The sequence below is a fragment of the Paractinoplanes abujensis genome (assembly GCF_014204895.1).
GTDB lineage: Bacteria > Actinomycetota > Actinomycetes > Mycobacteriales > Micromonosporaceae > Actinoplanes > Actinoplanes abujensis.
This window is the reverse complement of the sequence record NZ_JACHMF010000001.1, coordinates 900,733-925,140: the sequence shown is the minus strand read 5'-3', so window position 1 is coordinate 925,140 and position 24,408 is coordinate 900,733. Positions and strand designations below refer to the sequence as shown.

Here is a 24,408-nt window from a genome sequence, read left to right as displayed (position 1 = left end):
GCCTCCCGTGACCCAGACCGTCGACCCGGCCACGAGCACGGTGCCGTGGCGGTTCTTCGCCACCGAGGTGCGCGCGGTGACGCGGCTCAGCCCGCACTTCGTGCGCGTCACCTTCACCGGCGACGACCTGGACATGTTCGCCGACAACGGCTTCGACCAGCGCATCAAGCTGATCCCGCCGCTGCCCGGGTCGGGCCTGGCGCACCTGCCGACCGGTGCGGACTGGTACACGCAGTGGCGGGAGCTGCCCGAGGAGCAGCGCAACCCGATCCGGACGTACACGGTGCGCGCCGTCCGCCCCGAGCTGCGCGAGGTCGACGTCGACATGGTGCTGCACGGCGTCGACGGCCCGGCCTCCCGGTTCGCCGCCGAGGCGGGTCCGGGCACCCCGGCCTGCCTGATGGGCCCGAACGCTCTTTTCCCCGGCGCGCACGGCGGCATCGACTTCCACCCGCCCGCCCACACCGACTGCATCCTGCTGGGCGGTGACGAGACCGCAGTGCCGGCCATCGCCGGAATCCTGCGGCGGCTGCCGGCCGACGCGCGCGGCGAGGCGCTGCTCGAGGTGCCCTCGGCCGAGGACGCGCAGGAGCTGGTGGCGCCCGAGGGCGTCCGGGTCACCTGGCTGGCCCGCGATCACGCCGCCCACGGCGAGAAGCTGATTCCCGCCGTACGGGCGGCGACCCGGCGCATCTTCGGCGACGAGCGCCCCGGTCCGGCCGTCGAGCTGGAGGACGTCGACGTCGACCACGACGTGCTCTGGGAGGTCCCGGAGGAGGTCGTCGACGTCAGCCGGTTCTACGCGTGGCTGGCCGGCGAGGCCGCGATGATCAAGACGCTGCGCCGGCACCTGGTCGCCGAGTGCGGCGTCGACCGCAAGCTGGTGGCGTTCATGGGCTACTGGCGCCTCGGACGCGCCGAGGGTAACTAGGGCTCTCGTCCCGTTTTCCGCCGAATTCCCCCGGACGGGCACAGCGTCGCCTAGCGTTTTCGGTGAGGCCGCGCGTGTGTGCGGCGGCCCGGAGAGCCGCACCCTGAGGCGGCTCCACCGAGCCCGAGGGGAGACGGCGATGTGGAACACCTCGGCGCCCCAGCAGGGTCCGGTCGTCCTGCTGGTCGAGGACGACGAGGATCTGCGCGACATGACGTCGCAGATGCTCGAGCTGCGCGGCTTCCAGGTGCTGGTGGCCACCGACGCGGTCAGCGCCATCACCACGTGCCGGGTGCACGAGGGCAAGATCGACGTGCTGCTGACCGACCTGGGCCTGCCCGGAGTGTCGGGCGGCGAGCTGGCGCGCTCGGCCCACGCCGTCCGGCCGGGCATGGAGACGGTGTACGTGTCGGGCATGCCGCAAGAGATCGCGATCCGCCGCGGCATCATCAAACGCGGCGCGCCCTTCATCGCCAAGCCGTTCACGGCGGACCAGCTGGCGGGCATGTTGCGCTCGGTTCTGGCCCAGCACAACAGCAACGCTCCTGCACCCTGACTCTGTGTGCGTCTGACTTAACTCTCCGCAGCGACCTCCGATACATAGGGCACAGGCACGGAACACCGGGCCTGACCACAACGGGGGGGAACCCAATGCTCGCGATCACCTCTTACGTCTGCTCCTTCGTCCAGTCCCGCCTGACCCGCAAGGACGACGAGGGTGCGACCGCCGTGGAGTACGGCCTGCTCGTCACGCTGATCGCGATTGCCCTGATCGCCGGCGCCACGATCTTCGGCGGCAAGATCAGCGACCTGTTCAAGACGGTCGGCAACAAGCTTGTCGTGCCGTGATGATCTGAAAGGCCGGTAGTCACGACCGTGCGATCCGCCAGTCGTTCCCTCCTGCGCCCCGGGCCGCGTGCCGCACGCCGGCCGGCCCGGGGCGAGGAGGGTGCCGCCGCGGTGGAGTTCGCCATCGTGCTGCCGCTGATGCTGGTGCTCGTGTTCGGGGTCATCGACTTCGGGCGGGCCCTGCAACAGCAGACGTTGTTGAGCGCCGCGGTCCGGGAAGGGGCCCGGACCGGAGCGCTGAACGGCACCACCGCCACCATCCAGTCCAAGGTGCAGGGCATGGCGGGCACCAACGCCACCGTCACCAGCACCCTGTGCACCAGCAGTTCGACCACCACCGCCGACTCGACGGTGACGGCGTCACAGCCCTTCACGGCGGTGACGCCCATTTTCGCGTTCATGAAGATGTTCGGCGTCACCTCCAGCCTCACTACGCTCACCGCCACCGGGGTGATGGCGTGCACCGGCTGACCCGACCGCTGTCGGCCGCCCGGTGCGTGTGGCGCCGGGCCCTGCGTCGTCACGGCTCCGAGGACGGCCTGGTCGCCGCCATGCTCGCCGTGCTGCTCAGCACCGGCGTCTTCTTCGGCACGGGCGCCCTGGTCATCGACGTGGCCCAGCTCTCGCTGGAACGCACCGAGCTGCAGTCCGGGGCCGACGCGGCCTCCTGGGCGATCGCCCTCAACTGCGTACGGGTGCCGGCCAACTGCACCACTGCCGCGCAGAGCACGGTTGCGTCGACGTACACCACCAAGAACATCAAGCGCGGCGCGGCCGACTCGCAGATCTGCCTCACCGGTGTCACGGGCCAGACGTGCTCGGCCTGGAGCAGCCTCACCACCTGCCCCGCGACCACGGTCACCGGGGGCAAGTCCGTCGAGGTGCGTACGAGCACCAAGCTCTCCAGCGGCTCGACCCTGCTGCCGCCCACCTTCGCGGGCACGCTCTCCGGCAGCACCTACACCGGCACCCGGGTCGGCGCCTGCGGCCGCGTCGCGTGGGGCCCGCCCGGCCGCACCAAGGTGTTCGCACTGGGCATCTCGCTGTGCGACTGGCAGCGCATGACCAACAGCGGCACCACCTACTACGGTCCCCTGGTCGGGCTGGTGGGCCAGCTCGGGCTCTTCCCGTTCCTGGGGCTGCCCGCGCCCACCGCCGCCGCCGAGGGCGCGATCGTTCAGGTGACCGGGCTCTCCGCAGCGGGCCTGCCGTTGCCTTCGTGCACGACGCCGACTCTCAACCTCACCAAGCCACGCGGCTGGTCGTGGCTCTATGACAACAGCCTCAATCCGCCTGACGCCAACTGCGAGATCGGCGTCGACGTGGGCGACGAGCCGCGCGGCTTCCTTCTGGCCAATCTGACCGTCGGCGCGAACTGCCGCAACCGCTTGCAGACGCTCTACACCACCCGGCAGCCGGTCCTGGTACCGATCTTCGACCAGATCGAGGCGGTTCTGCTGTCGGCCACCCCGGCCTATCGTATCGCCGGTTTCGCGGCTTTCGTGGTGACCGGCTACTCCAGCCTGGGCGGGCTGCTGGGATCCGCGGCCAACCTGCTGTCGCCCGGCGGTGTCCCGTCGCTGGTGCAGAACGTCTTGTGCACCCTCAACTGCATCTACGGCTACTTCACCAGGACAGTCGTGCCCATCGACAACCCGGTCTTCGGCACCGGTTCGGACTACGGGGCCACAGTCATCGGGCGTACGGGATGAAAGGGCTGAGGGGGTAAGACATGCGTAGGCGACTGGTGCTGCTGGGCGTCGCCGCCTTGCTGGCGCTCCTGAGCGCGGTGGCGGTCGTCGCCTACGCGCGCGGCGCCGACCGGCGCGCGGTCGAGGGCAAAAAAGGCACCTGGGTGCTGCTGGCCACGGCGACCATTCCGAGCGGCACGACCGGCGCCCAGATCCGCTCCAAGCGGCTGGTGCGGCAGGTGCTGATGCCCGCCGAGACCGTGCCGTCGGGCGCGCTGACCAAGCTCGACTCCGCGCTCGACCTGAGAAAGCTGAACGCGGACCTGGCACCCGACCAGATGCTGCTGAGCCGGCAGTTCGAGGTGGCCGTCAAACCCACGGCCAGCCCGGCTCCCACGTTCAAGGTGCCGGCCGACCGGCTCGCCGTCAGCGTCCAGCTCGGCGTCGCGCCCCAGGTGGCGGGCAACGTCAAACGGGGCGACCGGGTGGCGGTCTTCCTCACCACCCCCAAACAGGACACCGACAGCAACCCGCAGAAGACCTCAGTGCTGCTGCCCAAGGTCACCGTGCTCAGCGTCGGCGAGAGCACCGAGCCCGCCCAGGCCCCGGTCGTCGTGCAGAAAAGCGGAGCCGCGGCCGTCATGTCGAGCGCGGTGCCCAGCCCCTCCGTGGGCTCCACCGAGCAGCTGATCCGTTACGTCGTCACCCTGGCCGTGACCGCCGAGCAGGCCGAGGAACTGGTCAACGGGTACAACCGCGGGCTGTTGCACCTGGGCCTGCTGGGCGCCAAGGCGACCGTGACCGCCACACCGACCGTCGTCGAGAGCGGGGCCGCCGGATGAGCCTGTACGTCTATCTCGAACCGGACCGCGACATGCTGGCCGAGCGCGGGCAGGAGTTCCAGTCCGTGGGCGGCTCGATCGTGCACAGCATGGCCGAGCTCGAGGCCCACCTGCCCCGCTACCCCGAGACGCTGCTGGTCGTGATGGGAGCCACTGTCGGCCTCGACGAGGCGCTGATGTTCACCGCCTATCAGCGGCTGCAGCGGCCCCTGATCGGGGTGGTGCTGGTGCGCAAACAGATCAACCCGGCCGAGGTCATCCGGTGCCTGCAGGCCGGCGTACGGGATGTCGTCGAGGAAGCCGACTGGGACGCGATCCGGCAGGCCACGAGCCGCTCGGTTGACATCTCTAAGGCGCTCAGCACCACCATGCGCTCCGGCGCCGACGTCGCCCCGCACGCCCGCATCGTCACGATCTTCGCGGGCAAGGGCGGCTGTGGCCGCAGCTTCGTCGCCACCAACCTCGCCGTGGCATTGTGGGCCGGGGGCGCCCGCCGGGTGCTGCTGGTCGACCTCGACCTCCAGTTCGGCGACATCGCGATCATGCTCAAGCTGCCGCCGGACCGCAGCATCGCGGGCGGTATCGCGATGGCCGGCCGCCTCGACGAGCCCGGCCTGCGCTCGATCGTCACGCCGTACCGGCCCGGCATCGACGCCCTGCTCGCGCCGGGCAATCCCGCGCAGGGTGAACACGTACGGCGGGAAATGGTTCTGGAGATCCTGGACGCGGCCCGCCCGCACTACGACTTCATCGTGATCGACACCCCGGCCATCGTCACCGACCAGGTGCTGGCCGCGCTCGACGTCTCGGACTGGTTCGTCCCGATCGTCACGCCCGACCTGCCGACGCTCAAGACGGTGCGGCTGACCGTCGAGATGTTCGACATGCTGGAGTATCCGCGCGACCGCAGCCTGCTCGTCTTCAACCGCGCCAACACCCAGGTCGGTCTGACCACCGCCGACGTCGAGGAGGCGATCGGCATGCCGTTCGCGTCGCTCGTGCCCTCCAGCCGGGACGTGCCGATCTCGGTCAACCAGGGTGAGCCGCTGCTGCTGACCGATCCGCTGCACCCGGTCAGCCGGGCCATCCGCCAGCTGGCCGACCGCTGCGCCGGCGTCGAGTCCGAGCCGGTCGTCAAACGCGGCCTGTTCGGGCGTTCGCTCAAGCGAAAGAAGGTGGCGCAGTGAGTCTCTCGGCGCGGCTCGGCATGTACGGCAACAAAGCCGGCGGCGCCGAGGAGGACAATCAGGAGCCGATCGAGGAGCTGCCGGGCCGGGCCTCCGCGACCACCCAGCGCTATCGGGCGGCCGGCCGGCAGGCCGTGGACCCGGTCTACGACGTGCGGCTGCGGATCCAGCGGCGGCTGGCCGACGAGCTCGGCCCGACCCTGTACGCCAGCCGGGGCAACGACGAGGCGCTCGACGCCCGCGTCCGCGAGGTGCTGTTCGAGCTGCTGGCCCGCGAGGAGACCCCGCTCTCCGGCGGCGACCGGGCCCGCATCATCAAGGAGGTCACCGACGAGGTCCTCGGCCACGGCCCGATCGAGACGCTGCTGCGCGACCCGTCGGTCACCGAGGTCATGGCCAACGGGGCCAAGAGCATCTATGTGGAACGGTTCGGCCGGCTCGAACGCACCGAGGTCGAGTTCGACGACGACGCGCACCTGCGCCGCATCATCGACCGGATCTGCGCCCGCGTGGGCCGCCGGGTCGACGAGGCCAGCCCCATGGTGGACGCGCGCCTGCCCGACGGCAGCCGGGTCAACGCCATCGTGCCGCCGATCGCCCTGGACGGCGCGTCGCTGACGATCCGCAAGTTCTCGGCCACCCCGCTGACCGTGGGCGACCTCATCTCGTACGGGACGATGACCCGGCCCGCCGCCGAGTTCCTCGAGGCCAGCGTGCGCGGCCGGCGCAACGTGCTGGTCAGCGGGGGCACCGGCTCCGGCAAGACGACCATCCTCAACGTGCTCTCCGACTTCGTGCCGGCCGACGAGCGCATCGTGACCATCGAGGACGCCGCCGAACTGCGGCTGGGCCAGGACCACGTGGTGCGCCTGGAATCGCGACCGTCCAACGCGGAGGGACGCGGCACGATCAACACCCGTGACCTGGTCAAGAACGCGCTGCGGATGCGCCCCGACCGGATCGTCGTCGGTGAGGTCCGCGACGCCGCCGCCCTCGACATGCTGCAGGCCATGAACACCGGTCACGACGGCTCGCTGACCACCCTGCACGCCAACACGCCGCGCGACGCGCTGTCCCGGCTCGAGACCATGGTGCTGATGGCCGGGATGGACCTGCCCAGCCGCGCCATCCGCGACCAGATCGCCTCCGCGGTCGACCTCGTCATTCAGATCACCCGCTTCAAGGACGGCTCGCGCAAGGTCACCCACATCACCGAGGTGGTGGGTATGGAAGGCGACACCATCACCCTGCAAGACCTTTTCCTGTACGACCTGAGCGCCGAGACGCCGGTCCATCTGGCCCAGCTGCGGCCCACCGGCATCCGTCCGCGGTTCGTCGACGCGCTCGCCATGTACGGGGTGACGCTGCCCGCCGGAATGTTCGGCGGTCCCAAGCGGTGAACATCGTCCGCTGGATCATCGCCCTGCCCGCCGCCGGCGCCACGTTCCTGCTGTTCGCTCTGATCATCGAGCGGTTCTTCGGACGTACGCCGATGCAGCGCCGGCTCACCACGCTGAAGCACTACACCCGCGGCGAGAAGCAGATCAGGGAGCCGGTGCTGCGCCGCTTGCAACACATGGCCGGCCAGTTCGTCGAACGCTCCCCCGCCCTGGTCGGCCTGGCCGCGCGGGCCGAACCCAAACTGGACGCGGCCGCCACCGGGCTGCTGCCCAGCGAATGGCTGGCCATCCGGTTCCTGATCTGTGTGCTGGCCGCGCTGGTGGGCATGCTGCTGCTCCCGCCGATCTTCGGCCTGCTGATCGGCGTCGTGTTCGGCTACCTGCTGCCCGGCATGCTGCTCACCGCGCAGATCAACCGCCGCCGCAAGACGTTCGCCGACGAGTTGCCGGGCATGCTGCAGCTGATCCTCAGCGCGCTGCGCTCCGGCTTCACCCTGCAGCAGTCGGTGGAGGCGGCCGTCCGCGACGACGAAGGTCCGGTCGCCGAGGAGTTCAGCCGGGCCCTGTCCGAGACCCGGATCAGCGGCGAGTTCGAGGACGCGCTGTCGCGGGCCGGTGAACGCGTGCAGAGCCCCGAACTGACCTGGCTGGTGATGGCGCTGCGGCTGCAGCGCGAGACCGGCGGCAGCCTGGCCGAGGTCATGCAGACCACCGCCGACACGATGCGCGAACGGGCCTACCTGCGCCGGCACGTGCGCAGCCTGTCGGCCGAGGGCCGGATGTCGGCCTACGTGCTGATCTGCCTGCCGATCTTCACGTCGATCATGCTGTTCATCGTCCGCAAGGACTACATCATGCCGCTGTTCCAGCAGTTCCTCGGCATCGTGCTGCTCGGCGTCGCGGTCATGATGCTGATCATCGGCGCGGTCTGGCTGCGCGCGATCACCAAGATCGAGGTGTAGCGGTGACCGGACCGATCCTCGTCGCGATCGCCGCGCTGGCCTCGATCCTGGCGGTGGCGTTCGCCGCGGCCGCGGCCACCGTGCCGCCCAGCCGCCGCCAGCGCATGCTGCGAATCCTGCACTCGTTCGACCGCAGCCGCAACGCGCCCCGCGCGGCCGCCACGCCGTTCGGCGGCCGGCTGCGACCGCCGGTGGTGTGGGCCCTGCAGCGCGTGGGCAACCTGGTCACCCCGCCACCCGTACGGGCCCGGCTGCTGCGGCACCTCGACTACGCCGGCAACCCGACCGCGTGGCCCCTGGACCGGGTGATCCGCGGCCGCATGATCGGCGGGATCGTGCTCGGCCTGTTCTTCTACATCATCGCCCAGGGCATCGCGTTCGCGTTCGCGCTGCCCGGGGCGGCGCTCGGCGTGCTGGCCGGGCTGCACGTGCCCGACCTGCTGGTCTACAACGCCGGGGTGAAACGCCAGAAGGACATCACCATGTCCCTGCCCGACGTGCTCGACGCCATGGTGATCGGCGTCGAGTCGGGCCTGGGCCTGGACGCCGCGATGGCCCAGGTGGCGCAGCTGCTGCAGGGCCCGATGCCGGACGAGCTCAACCGCGTGCTCCAGGAGATGCGCCTCGGTGTCTCCCGCTCGGTCTCACTGCGAGCGCTGGCCAAACGCACCACCGTACGGGACCTGAAGACCCTCGTGACGGCCCTGGTGCAGGCGGGCGAACTGGGGATCTCCATGGCCGGCATCCTGCGGGAACATGCGTCGGACCAGCGCATGAGACGCCGCCAGCGGGCCGAGGAACAGGCCCAGAAAGTGACGGTGAAGCTGCTCTTCCCCGTGCTGTTCTGCCTCTTCCCGGTCATCTTCATCGTCGTCCTGGGCCCCGCCATGATCAAAATCGCGGGCAGTCTCTGACCCCGTCCGTGAACGGCCCCTTCCCGCAGAGCCGTCACCCTCCCCTCACCGCGCCGCCCTCACTGCCGCCCTCGGCTAAGGAACGGACATTTCCGGTCGATAGGTGGAGGTGGCATCTGTCGTGATCGGGTCCGTGCTCGACGAGGAGCGGCGGCTTGCGGTTCTGCACGAGTACTGCGTGCTGGACGCCCCGGCCGACGAGGAGCTGACCACCGTCGTACGGGTGGCCGCCCTGGTCGCCGGTGTCCCCACCGCGACGCTGAACCTCATCGACGAGAGCCGGCAGTGTCAGCTCACCACGTACGGCTTCGAGGGTGGCAACTCGGCGCGGTCCGACTCGATGTGCGCCATCCAGTTCCGGGCCGGTCGCTTCGTGCACGTGCCGGACGCCCGCGAACACCCGCTCTACTGCGACAACCCGTGGGTCAACGGGCACATCGCCAACGTCCGCTTCTACGCCTCGGCGCCGCTGATCACCCCCGAAGGGTACGCGCTGGGCACGCTGTGCGTCTTCGACGACCAGGTCAAGGAGCTGACCGACGAGCAGAGCGGCCGCCTCATCGACCTGGCCGACGTGCTGGTGGCCCTCTTCGAACGCCGCCGGCAAGCCCGCCTCAACGAACGGCTCGCCGTCGAGTCCGAACATCGTCAGCGCTTCATCACCACTGTCCTCGAAACGATCAACGTGGGCGTGGTCGTCTCCGACCCCGCGGGCCACGTCACACTGCTCAACCGGGCGGCCCGCGACTGGCACGGCATGGACGCGGACGCCTCACTCGACCCGTCGGCCCTGCCCGACCGGTACGGACTGTTCGACGCCGAAGGCCGGTCCCGGCTCACACCCGACCAGATCCCGCTGCTCCGGGCCCTGCACGACGGCAAGATCGAAGACGTCGAGATGACCCTGCGCGCTCCGGGCCGCCCCACGATCCTGTTGAACTGCAACGGCAGCCAGCTCGTCGACGACGCCGGTGAGGTGCTGGGCGCGGTGGTCGTGATGAACGACGTCACGGCCGACCGGGCCTACCGGCGGGAACTCGAACGGGCCAGCGCCGAGATCGCAGCCCGGGGAGAGAAGCTGTCCCTGGCCATGGTCGAGTTGCGGCGCTCGAACGAGGAGCTGGAACAGTTCGCCGGCGCCGTCAGTCACGACCTCGTCCGCCCGATGGCGGCCGCGCACGGCTTCCTCGATCTGCTGGTCGGCGAGTACACCGCGGAGCTGGACGAACGGGCCACGAAGTGGCTGACCGGGGCGATACGGTCGGTCGAGCGCATGCAGAAGCTGGTGGACGCTTTGCTGCGGTACGCCCGGGCCGGCCAGACGCCGTACAAGGCCGAACCGGTGCACCTGAACAGCGTCGTGCTCGATGTGCTGGCCGACCTCCGCACGGCCACCGAGAGCAGCGGGGCGCAGATCTCGACGACCGATGACCTGCCCACGATCCAGGGCGACCCGGTGTTGCTGCGGCAGCTGCTGCAGAACCTGTTCGACAACGCGATGAAGTATCGCCGGCCCGACCGTGCGTGCCACATCACGGTGAGCGCGGAGGACCAGCCGGACCAGTGGATCGTGCGGGTGGCCGACAACGGGATCGGCATTCCGCCCGATCAGCGGGAGCGTGTGTTCGAGATGTTCGCGCAGGTCGACCCGAAGCAGCAGAAGGGTTTCGGGATCGGGCTCTCCACGTGCCTGCGCATTCTGGACCGGCACCGCGGCCGGATCACGCTGGAGGAGACCCCGGGCGGCGGCACGACCGTCTGCCTGCAACTGCCCAAATGACAGTAGGCCCACCCCGTAATGGGGTGGGCCTACTGTTCACGTTGAGTCCGGCGGCGTCCTACTCTCCCACACCCTCCCGAGTGCAGTACCATCGGCGCTGGAGGGCTTAGCTTCCGGGTTCGGAATGAGACCGGGCGTTTCCCCTCCGCTATGACCACCGAAACAGCTATCAGCGGAACAATCCAGGTTGTTGTCCAGCCGACCCCGTTCAAAAGGGGCTGCTGCCAACCGGTTGTTCGTTTGCTGTGAATCACACAGTGGACGCGTCGAGCAAAAAGTTTAGGGCGGTTAAGCCCTCGGCCTATTAGTACCGGTCGACTGAACCAGTTACCTGGCTTACATCTCCGGCCTATCAACCCAATAGTCTCTTGGGAGCCTTACCCACTCAAGGTGGTGGGATACCTCATCTCGAAGCGAGCTTCCCGCTTAGATGCTTTCAGCGGTTATCCCTTCCGAACGTAGCCAACCAGCCGTGCCCCTGGCGGGACAACTGGCACACCAGAGGTTCGTCCGTCCCGGTCCTCTCGTACTAGGGACAGCCCTTCTCAAGTATCCAACGCGCACGGCGGATAGGGACCGAACTGTCTCACGACGTTCTAAACCCAGCTCGCGTACCGCTTTAATGGGCGAACAGCCCAACCCTTGGGACCTGCTACAGCCCCAGGATGCGACGAGCCGACATCGAGGTGCCAAACCATCCCGTCGATATGGACTCTTGGGGAAGATCAGCCTGTTATCCCCGGGGTACCTTTTATCCGTTGAGCGACACCGCTTCCACACGCAAGTGCCGGATCACTAGTCCCGACTTTCGTCCCTGCTCGACCCGTCAGTCTCACAGTCAAGCTCCCTTGTGCACTTACACTCAACACCTGATTGCCAACCAGGCTGAGGGAACCTTTGGGCGCCTCCGTTACCCTTTAGGAGGCAACCGCCCCAGTTAAACTACCCACCAGACACTGTCCCTCGACCCGATCAGGGCCGCAAGTTAGATACCCAAACCCAACAGAGTGGTATTTCAAGATTGCCTCCACCCGAACTGGCGTCCGAGCTTCACCGGCTCCCACCTATCCTACACAATTAAATTCGGATACCAATGTCAAGCTATAGTAAAGGTCCCGGGGTCTTTCCGTCCTGCCGCGCGTAACGAGCATCTTTACTCGTACTGCAATTTCGCCGGGCCTGTGGTTGAGACAGTGGGGAAGTCGTTACGCCATTCGTGCAGGTCGGAACTTACCCGACAAGGAATTTCGCTACCTTAGGATGGTTATAGTTACCACCGCCGTTTACTGGCGCTTAAGTTCTCCGCCTCGCCCCGAAAGGCTAACAGGTCCCCTTAACGTTCCAGCACCGGGCAGGCGTCAGTCCATATACATCGTCTTACGACTTGGCATGGACCTGTGTTTTTAGTAAACAGTCGCTTCCCCCTGCTCTCTGCGGCCATACCACGCTCCACCAGCAAGTGGCTTCACGCGTCCGGCCCCCCTTCTCCCTAAGTTACGGGGGCAATTTGCCGAGTTCCTTAACCACAGTTCACCCGTCGCCTTGGTATTCTCTACCTGACCACCTGTGTCGGTTTAGGGTACGGGCCGCTCGGAACATCGCTAGAGGCTTTTCTCGGCAGCATAGGATCACTGACTTCACCTGAAACGGCTCGGCATCACGTCTCACCCTACATGGACTACGGATTTGCCTATAGTCCGGGCTACACGCTTACCCCAGGACAACCACCGCCTGGGACCAGCTACCTTCCTGCGTCACCCCATCACTAAACTACTACCCCACAAGGTCCCGCGCTCCGCTGATGCCGGCCGAAGCCATTACCAGTTTTGGGCGGTTAGTACATGAAGGTTCGTCTTGGGCGTTCCTTCGCGGGTACGGGAATATCAACCCGTTATCCATCGACTACGCCTCTCGGCCTCGCCTTAGGCCCCGACTCACCCAGGGCGGATTAGCCTGGCCCTGGAACCCTTGGTCATCCGGCGGAAGAGGTTCTCACTCTTCATTCGCTACTCATGCCTGCATTCTCACTCGTATGGCGTCCACGACTGGGTCACCCCGCCGCTTCACTCGCCATACGACGCTCCCCTACCCATCCACACCACTGCACCAACCGACGAATCGGAAGGCGGATGTCATGTGTGAATGCCACAGCTTCGGCGGTGTGCTTGAGCCCCGCTACATTGTCGGCGCGGAACCACTTGACCAGTGAGCTATTACGCACTCTTTAAAGGATGGCTGCTTCTAAGCCAACCTCCTGGTTGTCTAAGCGACCCCACATCCTTTTCCACTTAGCACACGCTTAGGGGCCTTAGCTGGTGATCTGGGCTGTTTCCCTCTCGACTACGAAGCTTATCCCCCGCAGTCTCACTGCCGCGCTCTCACTTACCGGCATTCGGAGTTTAGCTGATTTCGGTAAGCTTGTAGGCCCCCTAGACCATCCAGTGCTCTACCTCCGGCAAGAAACACACGACGCTGCACCTAAATGCATTTCGGGGAGAACCAGCTATCACGGAGTTTGATTGGCCTTTCACCCCTAACCACAGGTCATCCCCCAACTTTTCAACGTTGGTGGGTTCGGTCCTCCACGCAGTCTTACCCACGCTTCAACCTGCCCATGGCTAGATCACCCCGCTTCGGGTCTAGAACACGCGACTCACAACGCCCTATTCAGACTCGCTTTCGCTACGGCTACCCCACACAGGTTAACCTCGCCACGTGCCACTAACTCGCAGGCTCATTCTTCAAAAGGCACGCCATCACCCCGAAAGGCTCTGACGGATTGTAGGCGAACGGTTTCAGGTACTATTTCACTCCCCTCCCGGGGTACTTTTCACCATTCCCTCACGGTACTCGTCCGCTATCGGTCACCAGGAAGTATTCAGCCTTACCAGGTGGTCCTGGCAGATTCACAGCAGATTCTAGGAGTCCGCTGCTACTCGGGAACATCGTAAGGAGATCAGAGACTTTCGTCTACGGGGCTCTCACCCTCTACGGCCGGCTTTCCCACACCGTTCCACTAACCTCAGATTTTGTAACTCCTCGGGTGCATGTCAGCACACCCCAACACGTCCCACAACCCCGATGGCGCAACGCCTGACAGCTATCACACGCCCTCGGTTTAGGCTACGTCCGCTTTCGCTCGCCACTACTCACGGAATCACTGTTGTTTTCTCTTCCTACGGGTACTGAGATGTTTCACTTCCCCGCGTTCCCTCTACCCGACCTATGTATTCAGCCGGGAGTAACACGACATGACTCGTGCTAGGTTTCCCCATTCGGACACCCTGGGATCACAGCTAGGTTGACAGCTCCCCCAGGCCTATCGCGGCCTCCCACGTCCTTCATCGGCTCCTGGTGCCAAGGCATCCACCGTTCGCCCTTGACAACTTAACCACAGAAAACAAGATGCTCGCGTCCACTGTGCAATTCTCAACCAACGACCAACCCACAACCCCAAAACGTTCCGTACCGAACCTCGGCGCCGTCACCGGCTCCCACGAGTGGTATACGAAACCAGGTCGCGCCTGGCACTGAAATCCCAACCACACAGGTTGTTCTTTCAGGACCCAACAGGGTGCTATCTCTTGTCGCCCTCCCCAGCCGCACCAGCGAATCCGTTCCACGCCCGAAGGCTGTACTAGGCTCGCCGGCCGTTGCCGGTTCAGACTGGCCAGTGTCTCCGCCTATGAGCACCCCGACCTGACATTCGCAGGTCGCGGGCTACTGGACCACTTTCGTGGTCGAGTTGCTCCTTAGAAAGGAGGTGATCCAGCCGCACCTTCCGGTACGGCTACCTTGTTACGACTTCGTCCCAATCGCCAGCCCCACCTTCGACGGCTCCCTCCCCTTGCGGGGTTAGGCCACCGGCTTCGGGTGTTGCCGACTTTCGTGACGTGACGGGCGGTGTGTACAAGGCCCGGGAACGTATTCACCGCAGCGTTGCTGATCTGCGATTACTAGCGACTCCGACTTCACGGGGTCGAGTTGCAGACCCCGATCCGAACTGAGACCGGCTTTTTGGGATTCGCTCCACCTCACGGCATCGCAACCCTTTGTACCGGCCATTGTAGCATGCGTGAAGCCCTGGACATAAGGGGCATGATGACTTGACGTCATCCCCACCTTCCTCCGAGTTGACCCCGGCAGTCTTCGATGAGTCCCCGCCATAACGCGCTGGCAACATCGAACGAGGGTTGCGCTCGTTGCGGGACTTAACCCAACATCTCACGACACGAGCTGACGACAGCCATGCACCACCTGTCACCGGCCCCGAAGGACCCCACATCTCTGCGAGTTTTCCGGCGATGTCAAACCCAGGTAAGGTTCTTCGCGTTGCATCGAATTAATCCGCATGCTCCGCCGCTTGTGCGGGCCCCCGTCAATTCCTTTGAGTTTTAGCCTTGCGGCCGTACTCCCCAGGCGGGGCGCTTAATGCGTTAGCTGCGGCACAGAGAACCGGAGAGGTCCCCCACACCTAGCGCCCAACGTTTACAGCGTGGACTACCAGGGTATCTAATCCTGTTCGCTCCCCACGCTTTCGCTCCTCAGCGTCAGTATCGGCCCAGAGACCCGCCTTCGCCACCGGTGTTCCTCCTGATATCTGCGCATTTCACCGCTACACCAGGAATTCCAGTCTCCCCTACCGAACTCGAGCCTGCCCGTATCGACCGCAGGCTTGGGGTTGAGCCCCAAGTTTTCACGGTCGACGCGACAAGCCGCCTACGAGCTCTTTACGCCCAATAAATCCGGACAACGCTCGCGCCCTACGTCTTACCGCGGCTGCTGGCACGTAGTTGGCCGGCGCTTCTTCTGCAGGTACCGTCACTTGCGCTTCGTCCCTGCTGAAAGAGGTTTACAACCCGAAGGCCGTCATCCCTCACGCGGCGTCGCTGCATCAGGCTTCCGCCCATTGTGCAATATTCCCCACTGCTGCCTCCCGTAGGAGTCTGGGCCGTGTCTCAGTCCCAGTGTGGCCGGTCGCCCTCTCAGGCCGGCTACCCGTCGTCGCCTTGGTAGGCCATCACCCCACCAACAAGCTGATAGGCCGCGAGCCCATCCCAGACCGAAAAACTTTCCACACAGACTTCATGCAAAGCTGTGTCGTATTCGGTATTAGCCCCCGTTTCCGAGGGTTATCCCAAAGTCCAGGGCAGGTTACTCACGTGTTACTCACCCGTTCGCCGCTCGAGTACCCCGAAGGGCCTTTCCGCTCGACTTGCATGTGTTAAGCACGCCGCCAGCGTTCGTCCTGAGCCAGGATCAAACTCTCCAACAAAAACCTGTTGAAAAACTGTCCCGGCAGTTAAACAACTGCCAAAGGAATCACCCACCGACAAACCCCGTCCCGAAGAACGAGCAAGCCGGCCGGGGTATAACTAATTGGCACTGGCTTATCAAGCACCCTGTTGAGTTCTCAAAGAACAACCACACCCGGCTAACCGCTCCGGGGCACTTCCAAAACCTTACCCGCCGCTTTCCGTTGCGCCAAATCCGGGGTTGTGACCCGAATTTGCCGTGCCCGAATTGCTTTGGGCACCACCGTTCAACAGAATCTCCGGTCGGCCGCGAACGGCGCACACCGATCAACCCTGTTGGGTTCAGTGGTTTCCTCCAGGACGGCCGCGCCGGGCCTCCGAAGAGTCCCGCTCGCTCGCCCGTCTCCCTGGCGGCTCGGAAAACATTACCTGCTGTTGGCCCAACCGCCAAATCGGCCCCCGATGGTGTGCATCACCCCAGGTCAGGGTGGCGCTCCCGGAGTTATCCACAGGGGTGCCCGGCGGGCCGCCGAAGGGTGTGGGATGTAGGGGCCTCGCGCCAGGGCGGCGTGGGTGCGTACGGGTGTTGGGAGCTGCTCATGACTCAGGCTGACCTGGTCCTCACCGGGGGCAACGTCTTCACGGGCGGGAACGAGCAGGGCCGGCATTCCGGGCTGGCGGTCAAGGACGGGCGCATCCTCGCGGTCGGCGGGGATGAGCTGCGCGACCTCGTGGGGGCGGGCACGGAGGTGGTCGATCTGGGCGGCCGGCTGCTCCTCCCGGGGTTTCAGGACGCGCACATCCACGCCGTGATGGGCGGCGTCGAGCTGGGCCAGTGCGATCTGACCGGCACCACCGACCCGGAGGAATACCTGCGCCGGGTCCGTGACTACGCGGCGGCCAATCCACGGGCCGAGTGGATCCTGGGTGGCGGGTGGTCGATGGAAAGCTTCGAGAACGGCATCCCGGATCGGCGGCTGCTCGACTCCGTGGTGGCGGACCGCCCGGTCTACCTCCTCAACCGCGATCACCACGCCGCCTGGGTCAACACGGTGGCGCTGGAACGGGCCGGCATCACGGCTGCGACGCCCGACCCGGCCAGCGGGCGGATCGACCGGGAGGGTGACGGCACGCCGATCGGCGCGTTGCAGGAGGGCGCGATGGAGCTGGTCGATGTGCCCGACATGACGGCGTCGGAGAAGTACGAGGGGTTGCTGCGGGCCCAGCGGCTGCTGCTGTCGCTGGGCATCACGGCCTGGCAGGACGCCATGCTCGCGGCCTCCAACGGATATGCCGACGTCTCCGACGCGTATGTGCGCGCCGCCCGTGAGGGAACGCTGGTCGCGACGGTGGTCGGGGCCCTGTGGTGGGATCGGGATCGCGGGTTGGAGCAGGTCGCGCAGCTGGTCGAGCGGCGCCGGGAGCTGACGGCGGGGCGGCTGCGTTGCGACTCGGTCAAGCTGATGCTGGACGGCATCGCGGAGAACTTCACGGCGGCGATGACGGAGCCCTATCGCGATGCCTGTGGTCATGCCACGTCGAACCGGGGCATGTCGTTCATCGATCCGCAGGCGCTCCCCCGCTATGTGACCGAGCTCGACAAGCTGGGCTTCCAGCCGCATTTCCACGCGCTGGGCGATCGGGCGGTCCGGGATGCGCTCAACGCGGTGGAGGCGGCCCGCACGGCGAACGGGCCCAGCGACACCCGGCCCCATCTCGCTCATCTGCAGGTGGTGCACCCGGCCGACGTGCCGCGGTTCGCGCAGCTGGGGGCGACGGCGAACATGCAGCCGTACTGGGCGGCGCACGAGCCGCAGATGGACGAGCTGACGATCCCGTTCCTCGACCCGGATGCGGTGACCCGGCAGTACCCGTTCGGCGATCTGCTGCGCAGCGGGGCGCGGCTGGCCGGGGGCAGCGACTGGCCGGTCAGCACGCCCGACCCGTTGCAAGGCATCCACGTGGCCGTCAACCGCACGCTGCCCGACGAGGGGCGCGAGCCTTTCCTGCCCGAGCAGCGGCTCGAGCTGGGCACGGCGCTGGAGGCCTATACGGCCGGATCGGCGTACGTGAATCGGCGGGACGACTCGGGACGCCTCGCACCGGGCTGTCGGGCCGACCTGGTGGTGCTCGATCGCGACCTGTTCGCCCGGCCGATCGAGGAGATCGGCCAGGCGCGGGTCGCACAGACCTACGTCGACGGACGGAGGGTCTACGGCTGAGCGGGAGCAGGGCCCACGGCCGAGCGCGAGGAGGGCCTACGGCTGAGCGGGAGCAGGGCCCACGGCCGAGCGGAGGGGACCCGTACGGCTGACCGGCCGCCTCAGCCGCGAGGGGGAGACGACGGTGTCCGGGCGGCGGGAACGGTCGCGGGGCGGCGCTGGGCCGGGATCTGCGGCACGGCCGCGCGCGGGACCAGGGCGTGGACGACGGCGAGCAGACCGAGGACGGCGATCGCGTCGACCCAGTAGTGGTTGCCGGTGACCACCACGACCATCAGCGTGATCGCGGGGTGGACCAGCCACAGCCAGCGCTTCCAGCCGGCGGTGGTGGCCACCAGCGCGATGGCGACCACGACGGCCCAGCCGACGTGCAGCGACGGCATGGCCGCGTACTGGTTGGAAAGGGTGTCGCTCGAGGGCGAGCCGTAGACGGACGGGCCGAACAAGCGGCCGGTGTCGACGATGCCGACGCCGGTGAGCATCCGCGGCGGGGCGAGGGGGTAGAGCGCGTGGATGACCAGCGCGAACGCGGTCAGCGTGGCCAGGGTGCGGCGCATCCACAGGTACGTTTCGGGCTTGCGGACGTACAGCCAGATCAGCGCGGCCGCCGTGGCCGGGAAGTGCACATAGGCGTAGAAGCAGTTGGCGATCCGCACCCACCACTCGTGGCCGAGCAGCGAGCCTTGCAGGCCGGCCTCGCTGGGCAGGTGCAGGGTGCGCTCGAAGTGCCAGACCGCCGACGCGTTGTTCATCGCCTCGGTGACATGGCCGTCGACGAGCAGCCGACCCATCTTGTACGCCAGGAACAGCGCGGCCACGAGAGCGAACTCCCGCAGCGCACGTCGCACAGCAATGCCGTTCACGTGCACCTCCGGACGACCTCGCCGGGAGAACCGAAGCCGGCCCCCCAGGATCGTCCAGTAGTTGCACTCCACGCAATGTTTCACTCTGCGAAACGAATCACACGGCGACAACCAACGACGGACGACACGAACTCAAAGATCAAGTGAACGGCGAAGATACCAAGGGCATGCAAAGGCGGGAGGTCAGCTCATCGACCGAGATCCCGAACGTTTCGACGATCCGGGCCCCCTCCGGGCCGACGGCGAAGGTGGCCACGTCGGTGTACACCCTGCTCACACAGCCACGGCCGGTCAGCGGATAGGTGCACTCGGGCACAAGTTTCGGGCTGCCGTCCTTGGCGAACAGGCTCATCATCACGAAGACCCGCTTGGCCCCGATGGCCAGATCCATCGCCCCACCGACCGCCGGGATGGCGTCAGGAGCGCCGGTCGACCAGTTCGCCAGGTCGCCGGTCGCCGACACCTGGAACGCGCCCATGATGCAGACGTCCAGGTGCCCGCCGCGCATCATGGCGAACGAGTCGGCGTGGTGGAAATACGAGGCGCCGGGCAGCTCGGTGACGGGTTGCTTGCCCGCGTTGGTCAGGTCGGGGTCGACCTCGTCGCCGGTCGCGGGGCGGCCCATACCGAGCATGCCGTTCTCGGTGTGCAGGACGACCCCGCTGTCCGGGCGCAGATAGTCGGCAACCATCGTGGGCTGACCGATCCCCAGGTTGACGTAGGCGCCGTCCGGGATGTCGCGGGCGACGATCTCGGCCATCTGCTCACGGGACAGACTCATACCGACACCAGCCGATTCACGTAGACAGCGGGGGTCACGATCACCTCGGGGTCGAGTTCGCCGACGTCGACGATCCGCGACACCTGGGCGATCGTCACGGCGGCGGCGGTCGCCATCACCGGGCCGAAGTTGCGCGCCGTCTTGCGGTACACCAGGTTGCCCATACGGTCGGCGACGTGCGCGCGGATCAACGCCACATCCCCGCGGATCGGGAACTCCAGCACGTACTCGCGGCCGTCGATGACGCGCGACTCCTTGCCCTCGGCCAGCGGCGTGCCCACTCCGGTCGGGCTGTAGAACGCGCCGATCCCGGCCCCGGCGGCGCGCAGGCGCTCGGCCAGGTTGCCCTGCGGCACGACCTCGAGCTCGATCTTGCCGGCGCGGTACAGGCCGTCGAACACCCAGGAGTCGGCCTGACGGGGGAAAGAGCAAACCACTTTCCGTACGCGGCCCGCCGCCAGAAGTGCGGCCAGTCCCGTGTCGCCGTTGCCCGCGTTGTTGCTGACGATCGTCAGGTCGCCGGGGCCGTGCGCGATGAGCGCGTCGATCAGTTCGACCGGCATTCCGGCCATGCCGAACCCGCCGACCAGCACGGTGTCGCCGTCCTTGACGACCGAGACGGCCTCCGCCGCCCCCATGATCGCCGCCGTCATCGAACGCTCCCCCGGCACGCGAAGGGGAAAGCCAACGGAGCGGAGGGAGAAGCGGCCGGAGCGAAGAGGGCCGACAGAGCGGAGGGGAAAGCGGCCGGAGCGAAGAGGGCCGACAGAGCGGAGGGGAAAGCCGGCGGAGAGGTGGCGGCGGGACCGGGAGAGGGCGGACGGGACGTGTTCGACCGGCTGCGGCTGGTGGAGTCCCCAGAGGAGGCCGCCGTCATTGGTCGTCGCCCGGACGGAAGAAGAGGGACTCGGGCAGAGAAGGGATAACGGGCAAGGAGATGACGGGGCGGGAGGAAGGCTCGGAGCCGGAAGACGGGGTGGGCACGGAGGGAGAGGCCGGGGAGGAAGGGGTGGGCACGGAGGGAGAGGCCGCCGAGGAGGGGGTGGGCGGAGACGACGGCGCGGGGTGGGACGCGGACGGAGGGGGTGCGGAAGCAGAGGAGGCGGGCGGGGACGAGGCGAGGACCTGTTGGGCGATGCGGAAGGCGGCGTTGGCGGCGGGGACGCCGCAGTAGATGGCGGATTGCAGGAGGACTTCCTTGATCTCGTCGTCGGTCAGGCCGTTGGTGCGGGCCGCCCGGAGGTGCAGGGCCAGTTCCTCGTGGTGGCCGAGGGCGATCAGCGCCGTCAGGGTGATCATGGAGCGGCTGCGGCGGTCGAGGCCGGGGCGGGTCCAGATCTCGCCCCAGGCGTAGGCGGTGATCAGGTCCTGGAAGTCGCGGGTGAAGTCGGTCGTGGCGGCGACGGCGCGGTCGACGTGGTCGTCGCCGAGGACCTGGCGGCGTACGCGCAGGCCCGCCTCGCGCACCCGGTCAAGGGTGGCCGGGCCGCCGAAATGGTCGTCCAGCAGCGCCGCGACCTCGGCCGGCTTCTCGGCGGGGGCCAGGTGGGCGACGTTCTGCAGGACGACCAGACGCCCGTTGCGCACGCCCGACGCGATCCGGGCCAGGCCGTCGGGCGGGGTCGGCAGGTCGTCGGCGCCGGCGATCGCCAGCACGGGGGCCGTGATCTCGTTCAACCGGTCCCGTACGTCGAACGCGGCCAGCGCCTCGCACACCAGCGCGTAGCTTTCCGGGTCGGTGGCCCGCAGCGCGTTGAGCAGGGCGGCCGCGACGCCCGGGGACTGCTGGGCGAAGCCGGGCGCGAACCACCGCTGCTGCGAGGCGCCGACGACGGCGGGGGTGCCGTCCGCGCGTACGGTCTCGGCTCGCTGCCGCCACCCCGTGGACTCCCCGATCTTGGCGCCGGTGCAGATGAGGACGGCCGACTCGACCCGCTCGGGCGCGTCGAGCAGCAGTTGCAGGCCGGTCGCGCCGCCCACGGAGACGCCCGCGTAGCGGAACGGCTCGTCCGGGCGTAGCTGGTCGGCCAGCGCGAGGACGCCGCGGGCCAGCCCGGCGATCCCGAAACCGCCGGGTGCGGGCCGGCTCGCGCCGTGGCCGGGCAGGTCCCAGGCGACGACGTGATGTTCGCCCTGGAGGCGTTCGGCGCAGCGCCGCCAGAGGGTTTCGGCCGAGGTGCCCAGCGACGGCCCGAGCAGCAGCAGCGGGCGGCCGGGGGCGTCGACGATGGTGGTCGCGGTCAGCATGGTCTCTCCCCCGCCCGCGCCAGCGCGGCATCGATGATCAGGTCGGTGGCCCCCCGGTAGGAGCCCGAGTCGGTGGCCCCGCGCCGGGAGGGGTCGGAGTCGGTGGGCCCGCGAGAGGACTCGGGCGCGGAGTATTGGCGCTGTTCGGCGTCGATGCCGGGGCGGGCGGCGGCCAGTGTGGCGGCCATCCGCCGGGAGTCGACCTGCAAGCCGGCCAGCATGTCGGCGGTTTGCGAACCCGCGGCCACCGTACGGCGGGCGAGTGTGCGCACCGTGGCCCATTCGACGTGCCAGGCGCCGTCGGCGCGCTCGTCGACCATCGTCGCGGCCGCTGTGTGCAGGGTCGCGGCCAGCGGCGGCCCGGCCAGCGCGGCCCGGCGCACGAGGACGGCCAGGGTGGGGTTGCGTTTGCCGGGCATCGCGGATGATCCGCCGCTGCGGGCCAGGCCGAGTTCGCCGATCTCGGGCCGGGCCAGCAGCAGCACGTCGTTGGCGATCCGGCCCCAGGCGTCGGTGCAGGTCACGAGCGCGTCGCCGAAGCGGGTGAGCGGGGCCCGGCCGGTGTGCCAGGGCTGGTGCGGGGGCAGTCCGAGCCGGGCGGCGGTGGCCGCGACCCGGGCCACGGCCAGCTCGGGCGAGCCTTCGAGGGCCACGACCGCGGCCAGGCTGCCCGCCGCGCCGCCGATCTGGATTCCGAGGGTGGCCGCGGTCAGGGCGTCTCGGGCGTCGAGCACACCCTGCAGCCAGTTCGCCACCTTGAGCCCGAACGTGATCGGCACGGCGTGCTGCGTCAGCGTGCGTCCGGCCATGTCGGTGTGGCGATGCCGGTCGGCCAGCGCGGCCAGCGTCGTGATCGATGCGTCGAGATGGCCGCGCAGCGCGGAAACCGCCTCGCGAAGACAGAGCACGAGGGCCGTGTCGAGGACGTCCTGACTGGTCAGGCCGAGGTGAAGGCGCGGGTTGCCGGAGCGGGCGCGCAGCAGGGCCAGCAGCGGGATGACCGGGTTCCCACCCTCCTCGGCGGCCTCGGCCAGCGCCGGCAGATCGTCCGGGCCGGCCAGGGCTGAGAGGTCGGTGTCGATCCAAGCCGACTCGACCCGGAGCATGGCGGCCAGGAAGCTCGCGTCGGAGCAGAGCTCACCGGCCCGGGCGTCGCCGGGCCAGAGCAGACTGCTCATGGAGCCTGCCGGGGATAGCTCAGGAACACCGTCTCACCTTCACCCTGCAGGTGGATGTCGAAGAGCAGCCCGCGCTCCTCACGCGTGATGATCAGCGTATCGCGGCGCGCCGGTTCGAGCCCGTCGAGCAGCGCTTCCGGTTCGTCGCCGGGCAGGTAGGCGCGGGTGAAGAGCCGGTCGGTGAGGCCGCGAGCGAACACGGTGACGGCGAAGAACGGGCGACGGCCCGGTTCGGTGGCGCCCGGGATCAGCGTCGAGAACCAGTAGTGCCCGTCGCCGTCGGTCTGTGCCCGCCCCCACCCGGTGAACGTGAAGCCGTCGCGGTGCAAGGAGCCGGTTTCGCGGGGCACGCGGCCGGACGCGTCGGCCTGCCAGATCTCGATCACCGCGTCGGGCACGCCCGCTCCTTCGCCGTCGAGAACGCGCCCGTGGAGCCGTACGGCATCGGGGTGGCTCGCGGGAACCAGCAGATTGCCACCCTCGTAGGGCAGGCCCAGGTGGAAGAACGGCCCGACGGTCTGACCGGGTGCGAAGCTCACTGCTCCTCCATGGGCGTGCGGTGGGTGCCGCTGAGCACGATGTCCCACCGGTAGCCCAGGCGGTGTTCGGGCGTGGTGAGGTCGTGGTCGTAGGAGGCCACGAGCATGTCGCGGGCCTTGGGGTCGGTGACCGACTGATAGATCGGGTCGAGGTCGGACAGCGGGTCGCCCGGGAAGTACATCTGCGTGACCAGGCGCTGGGTGAAGTCGGTGCCGAAGAGCGAGAAGTGGATGTGCGCGGGCCGCCATGCGTTGACGTGGTTGCGCCACGGGTAGGCGCCCGGCTTGATGGTCTGGAAGGTGTACACGCCGTCGGCGTCGGTCAGGCAGCGGCCCGCGCCGACGAAGTTGGGGTCGAGCGGGGCCGGGTGCTGGTCGCGCTGGTGCCAGTAGCGTCCGGACGCGTTGGCCTGCCAGATCTCCACGAGCTGATGCCGTACGGGTCGCCCGTCGCCGTCGACGACGCGCCCGGTGACGACAATCCGCTCCCCCAGCGGCTCGCCGGAGCGCTGGATGGTCAGGTCGGCCTCGGCGTCGTCGACGTCCGCGGCGGAGAAACAGGGCGCCCACAGCTCGACGCCCTCGGGGTCGACCTGCAGCCGGTCGCGTGTCGGATGCCGCAGCACACTGCTGCGGTAGGGCGGGTAGTCCAGCCGCGGCTGGGGCCCGCCGCGCCCGCGCAACTGATCGATCTCGCGATTGATGTCCGCCTGGGTCGTCACGTTGGCGACGCTAGACCAGGCGAAGGTCGCGAGACGATACTTGGC

At 67.8% G+C, this 24,408-nt stretch carries 19 protein-coding genes and 3 rRNA genes; 12 read left to right on the top strand and 10 right to left on the bottom strand.

Features of this window, described 5'->3' with window-relative positions:
* Positions 1-7: 7 nt before the first annotated feature.
* From BKA14_RS03665 to BKA14_RS03615, 11 genes are all read left to right on the top strand, one after another.
* Positions 8-931, top strand: a complete 924-nt coding sequence (locus BKA14_RS03665) for a siderophore-interacting protein (RefSeq protein WP_184949518.1) — start codon at positions 8-10, stop codon at positions 929-931.
* 139 nt (positions 932-1,070) lie between these two features.
* A complete protein-coding gene (locus BKA14_RS03660) occupies positions 1,071-1,487 on the top strand; it encodes a response regulator (RefSeq protein WP_184949517.1) in 417 nt (138 codons plus the stop codon).
* 95 nt (positions 1,488-1,582) lie between these two features.
* Complete coding sequence (locus tag BKA14_RS03655; RefSeq protein ID WP_184949516.1) at positions 1,583-1,780, top strand: Flp family type IVb pilin; 198 nt, start codon at positions 1,583-1,585, stop codon at positions 1,778-1,780.
* Positions 1,781-1,891: 111 nt separating this feature from the next.
* Positions 1,892-2,251 carry a TadE/TadG family type IV pilus assembly protein gene (locus BKA14_RS03650; protein WP_203722049.1) on the top strand — a complete coding sequence of 120 codons (360 nt, stop codon included), beginning with the start codon at positions 1,892-1,894 and terminating at the stop codon, positions 2,249-2,251.
* Positions 2,239-3,492 carry a TadE/TadG family type IV pilus assembly protein gene (locus BKA14_RS03645; protein ID WP_184949515.1) on the top strand — a complete coding sequence of 418 codons (1,254 nt, stop codon included), beginning with the start codon at positions 2,239-2,241 and terminating at the stop codon, positions 3,490-3,492. The genes BKA14_RS03650 and BKA14_RS03645 overlap by 13 nt, the downstream gene beginning before the upstream one ends.
* A gap of 20 nt (positions 3,493-3,512) precedes the next feature.
* A complete protein-coding gene (locus tag BKA14_RS03640) occupies positions 3,513-4,313 on the top strand; it encodes an RcpC/CpaB family pilus assembly protein (RefSeq protein ID WP_184949514.1) in 801 nt (266 codons plus the stop codon).
* Entirely contained in the window at positions 4,310-5,500 is a 1,191-nt protein-coding gene (locus BKA14_RS03635) for a CpaE/TadZ family protein (protein WP_184949513.1), read from the top strand. Before BKA14_RS03640 ends, BKA14_RS03635 begins: the two co-directional genes overlap by 4 nt.
* The gene (locus BKA14_RS03630) at positions 5,497-6,900 is read left to right on the top strand and encodes a TadA family conjugal transfer-associated ATPase (RefSeq protein WP_239092513.1); all 1,404 of its coding nucleotides are present in this window, start codon (positions 5,497-5,499) and stop codon (positions 6,898-6,900) included. Before BKA14_RS03635 ends, BKA14_RS03630 begins: the two co-directional genes overlap by 4 nt.
* Positions 6,897-7,862 (top strand): type II secretion system F family protein, encoded by a 966-nt coding sequence (locus BKA14_RS44890; protein WP_184949512.1) that lies wholly within the window; start codon positions 6,897-6,899, stop codon positions 7,860-7,862. The genes BKA14_RS03630 and BKA14_RS44890 overlap by 4 nt, the downstream gene beginning before the upstream one ends.
* A 2-nt stretch (positions 7,863-7,864) precedes the next feature.
* Entirely contained in the window at positions 7,865-8,776 is a 912-nt protein-coding gene (locus tag BKA14_RS44885; protein ID WP_184949511.1) for a type II secretion system F family protein, read from the top strand.
* 103 nt (positions 8,777-8,879) lie between these two features.
* Entirely contained in the window at positions 8,880-10,556 is a 1,677-nt protein-coding gene (locus BKA14_RS03615) for a GAF domain-containing sensor histidine kinase (RefSeq protein WP_311776098.1), read from the top strand.
* Positions 10,557-10,601: 45 nt separating this feature from the next.
* Here BKA14_RS03615 and rrf read toward each other — a convergent pair.
* The 3 genes from rrf to BKA14_RS03600 form a co-directional block, all read right to left on the bottom strand.
* Positions 10,602-10,718, bottom strand: a 5S ribosomal RNA gene (rrf, locus tag BKA14_RS03610).
* Positions 10,719-10,840: 122 nt separating this feature from the next.
* Positions 10,841-13,949, bottom strand: a 23S ribosomal RNA gene (locus tag BKA14_RS03605).
* Positions 13,950-14,312: 363 nt separating this feature from the next.
* A 16S ribosomal RNA gene (locus BKA14_RS03600) occupies positions 14,313-15,831 on the bottom strand.
* The 16S, 23S and 5S rRNA genes sit together here, the layout of an rRNA operon.
* 579 nt (positions 15,832-16,410) lie before the next feature.
* Between BKA14_RS03600 and BKA14_RS03595 the strand changes: the two genes are divergently transcribed.
* On the top strand, positions 16,411-18,033 hold the full coding sequence (locus BKA14_RS03595; protein WP_184949510.1) for an amidohydrolase: 1,623 nt from the start codon (positions 16,411-16,413) through the stop codon (positions 18,031-18,033).
* Positions 18,034-18,134: 101 nt separating this feature from the next.
* Here the strand turns inward: BKA14_RS03595 and BKA14_RS03590 are convergent, their stop codons facing one another.
* From BKA14_RS03590 to pcaH, 7 genes are all read right to left on the bottom strand, one after another.
* A complete protein-coding gene (locus BKA14_RS03590; RefSeq protein WP_239093752.1) occupies positions 18,135-18,896 on the bottom strand; it encodes a phosphatase PAP2 family protein in 762 nt (253 codons plus the stop codon).
* A gap of 139 nt (positions 18,897-19,035) precedes the next feature.
* Complete coding sequence (locus tag BKA14_RS03585; RefSeq protein WP_184949509.1) at positions 19,036-19,677, bottom strand: 3-oxoacid CoA-transferase subunit B; 642 nt, start codon at positions 19,675-19,677, stop codon at positions 19,036-19,038.
* Positions 19,674-20,330: a 3-oxoacid CoA-transferase subunit A gene (locus BKA14_RS03580; protein WP_184949508.1), complete on the bottom strand. Its 657-nt coding sequence runs from the start codon at positions 20,328-20,330 to the stop codon at positions 19,674-19,676. The genes BKA14_RS03585 and BKA14_RS03580 overlap by 4 nt, the downstream gene beginning before the upstream one ends.
* A 220-nt stretch (positions 20,331-20,550) precedes the next feature.
* Complete coding sequence (pcaDC, locus tag BKA14_RS45655) at positions 20,551-21,924, bottom strand: bifunctional 3-oxoadipate enol-lactonase/4-carboxymuconolactone decarboxylase PcaDC (protein ID WP_184949507.1); 1,374 nt, start codon at positions 21,922-21,924, stop codon at positions 20,551-20,553.
* On the bottom strand, positions 21,918-23,102 hold the full coding sequence (locus BKA14_RS03570; RefSeq protein ID WP_184949506.1) for a lyase family protein: 1,185 nt from the start codon (positions 23,100-23,102) through the stop codon (positions 21,918-21,920). Before BKA14_RS03570 ends, pcaDC begins: the two co-directional genes overlap by 7 nt.
* Positions 23,099-23,641 (bottom strand): protocatechuate 3,4-dioxygenase subunit alpha, encoded by a 543-nt coding sequence (gene pcaG / locus BKA14_RS03565; RefSeq protein WP_184949505.1) that lies wholly within the window; start codon positions 23,639-23,641, stop codon positions 23,099-23,101. The genes BKA14_RS03570 and pcaG overlap by 4 nt, the downstream gene beginning before the upstream one ends.
* Positions 23,638-24,363, bottom strand: coding sequence for a protocatechuate 3,4-dioxygenase subunit beta (gene pcaH, locus BKA14_RS03560; protein WP_203722968.1), 726 nt, complete (start codon positions 24,361-24,363; stop codon positions 23,638-23,640). The genes pcaG and pcaH overlap by 4 nt, the downstream gene beginning before the upstream one ends.
* Positions 24,364-24,408: the final 45 nt, after the last annotated feature.

Coding starts and splice junctions, on each gene's coding strand:
- BKA14_RS03660 (WP_184949517.1), top strand. CDS start 1,071: ATGTGGAACACCTCGGCGCCCCAGCAGGGTCCGGTCGTCCTGCTGGTC.
- BKA14_RS03655 (WP_184949516.1), top strand. CDS start 1,583: ATGCTCGCGATCACCTCTTACGTCTGCTCCTTCGTCCAGTCCCGCCTG.
- BKA14_RS03640 (WP_184949514.1), top strand. CDS start 3,513: ATGCGTAGGCGACTGGTGCTGCTGGGCGTCGCCGCCTTGCTGGCGCTC.
- BKA14_RS03635 (WP_184949513.1), top strand. CDS start 4,310: ATGAGCCTGTACGTCTATCTCGAACCGGACCGCGACATGCTGGCCGAG.
- BKA14_RS03595 (WP_184949510.1), top strand. CDS start 16,411: ATGACTCAGGCTGACCTGGTCCTCACCGGGGGCAACGTCTTCACGGGC.
- BKA14_RS03585 (WP_184949509.1), bottom strand. CDS start 19,677: ATGAGTCTGTCCCGTGAGCAGATGGCCGAGATCGTCGCCCGCGACATC.
- BKA14_RS03580 (WP_184949508.1), bottom strand. CDS start 20,330: ATGACGGCGGCGATCATGGGGGCGGCGGAGGCCGTCTCGGTCGTCAAG.
- pcaDC (WP_184949507.1), bottom strand. CDS start 21,924: ATGCTGACCGCGACCACCATCGTCGACGCCCCCGGCCGCCCGCTGCTG.
- BKA14_RS03570 (WP_184949506.1), bottom strand. CDS start 23,102: ATGAGCAGTCTGCTCTGGCCCGGCGACGCCCGGGCCGGTGAGCTCTGC.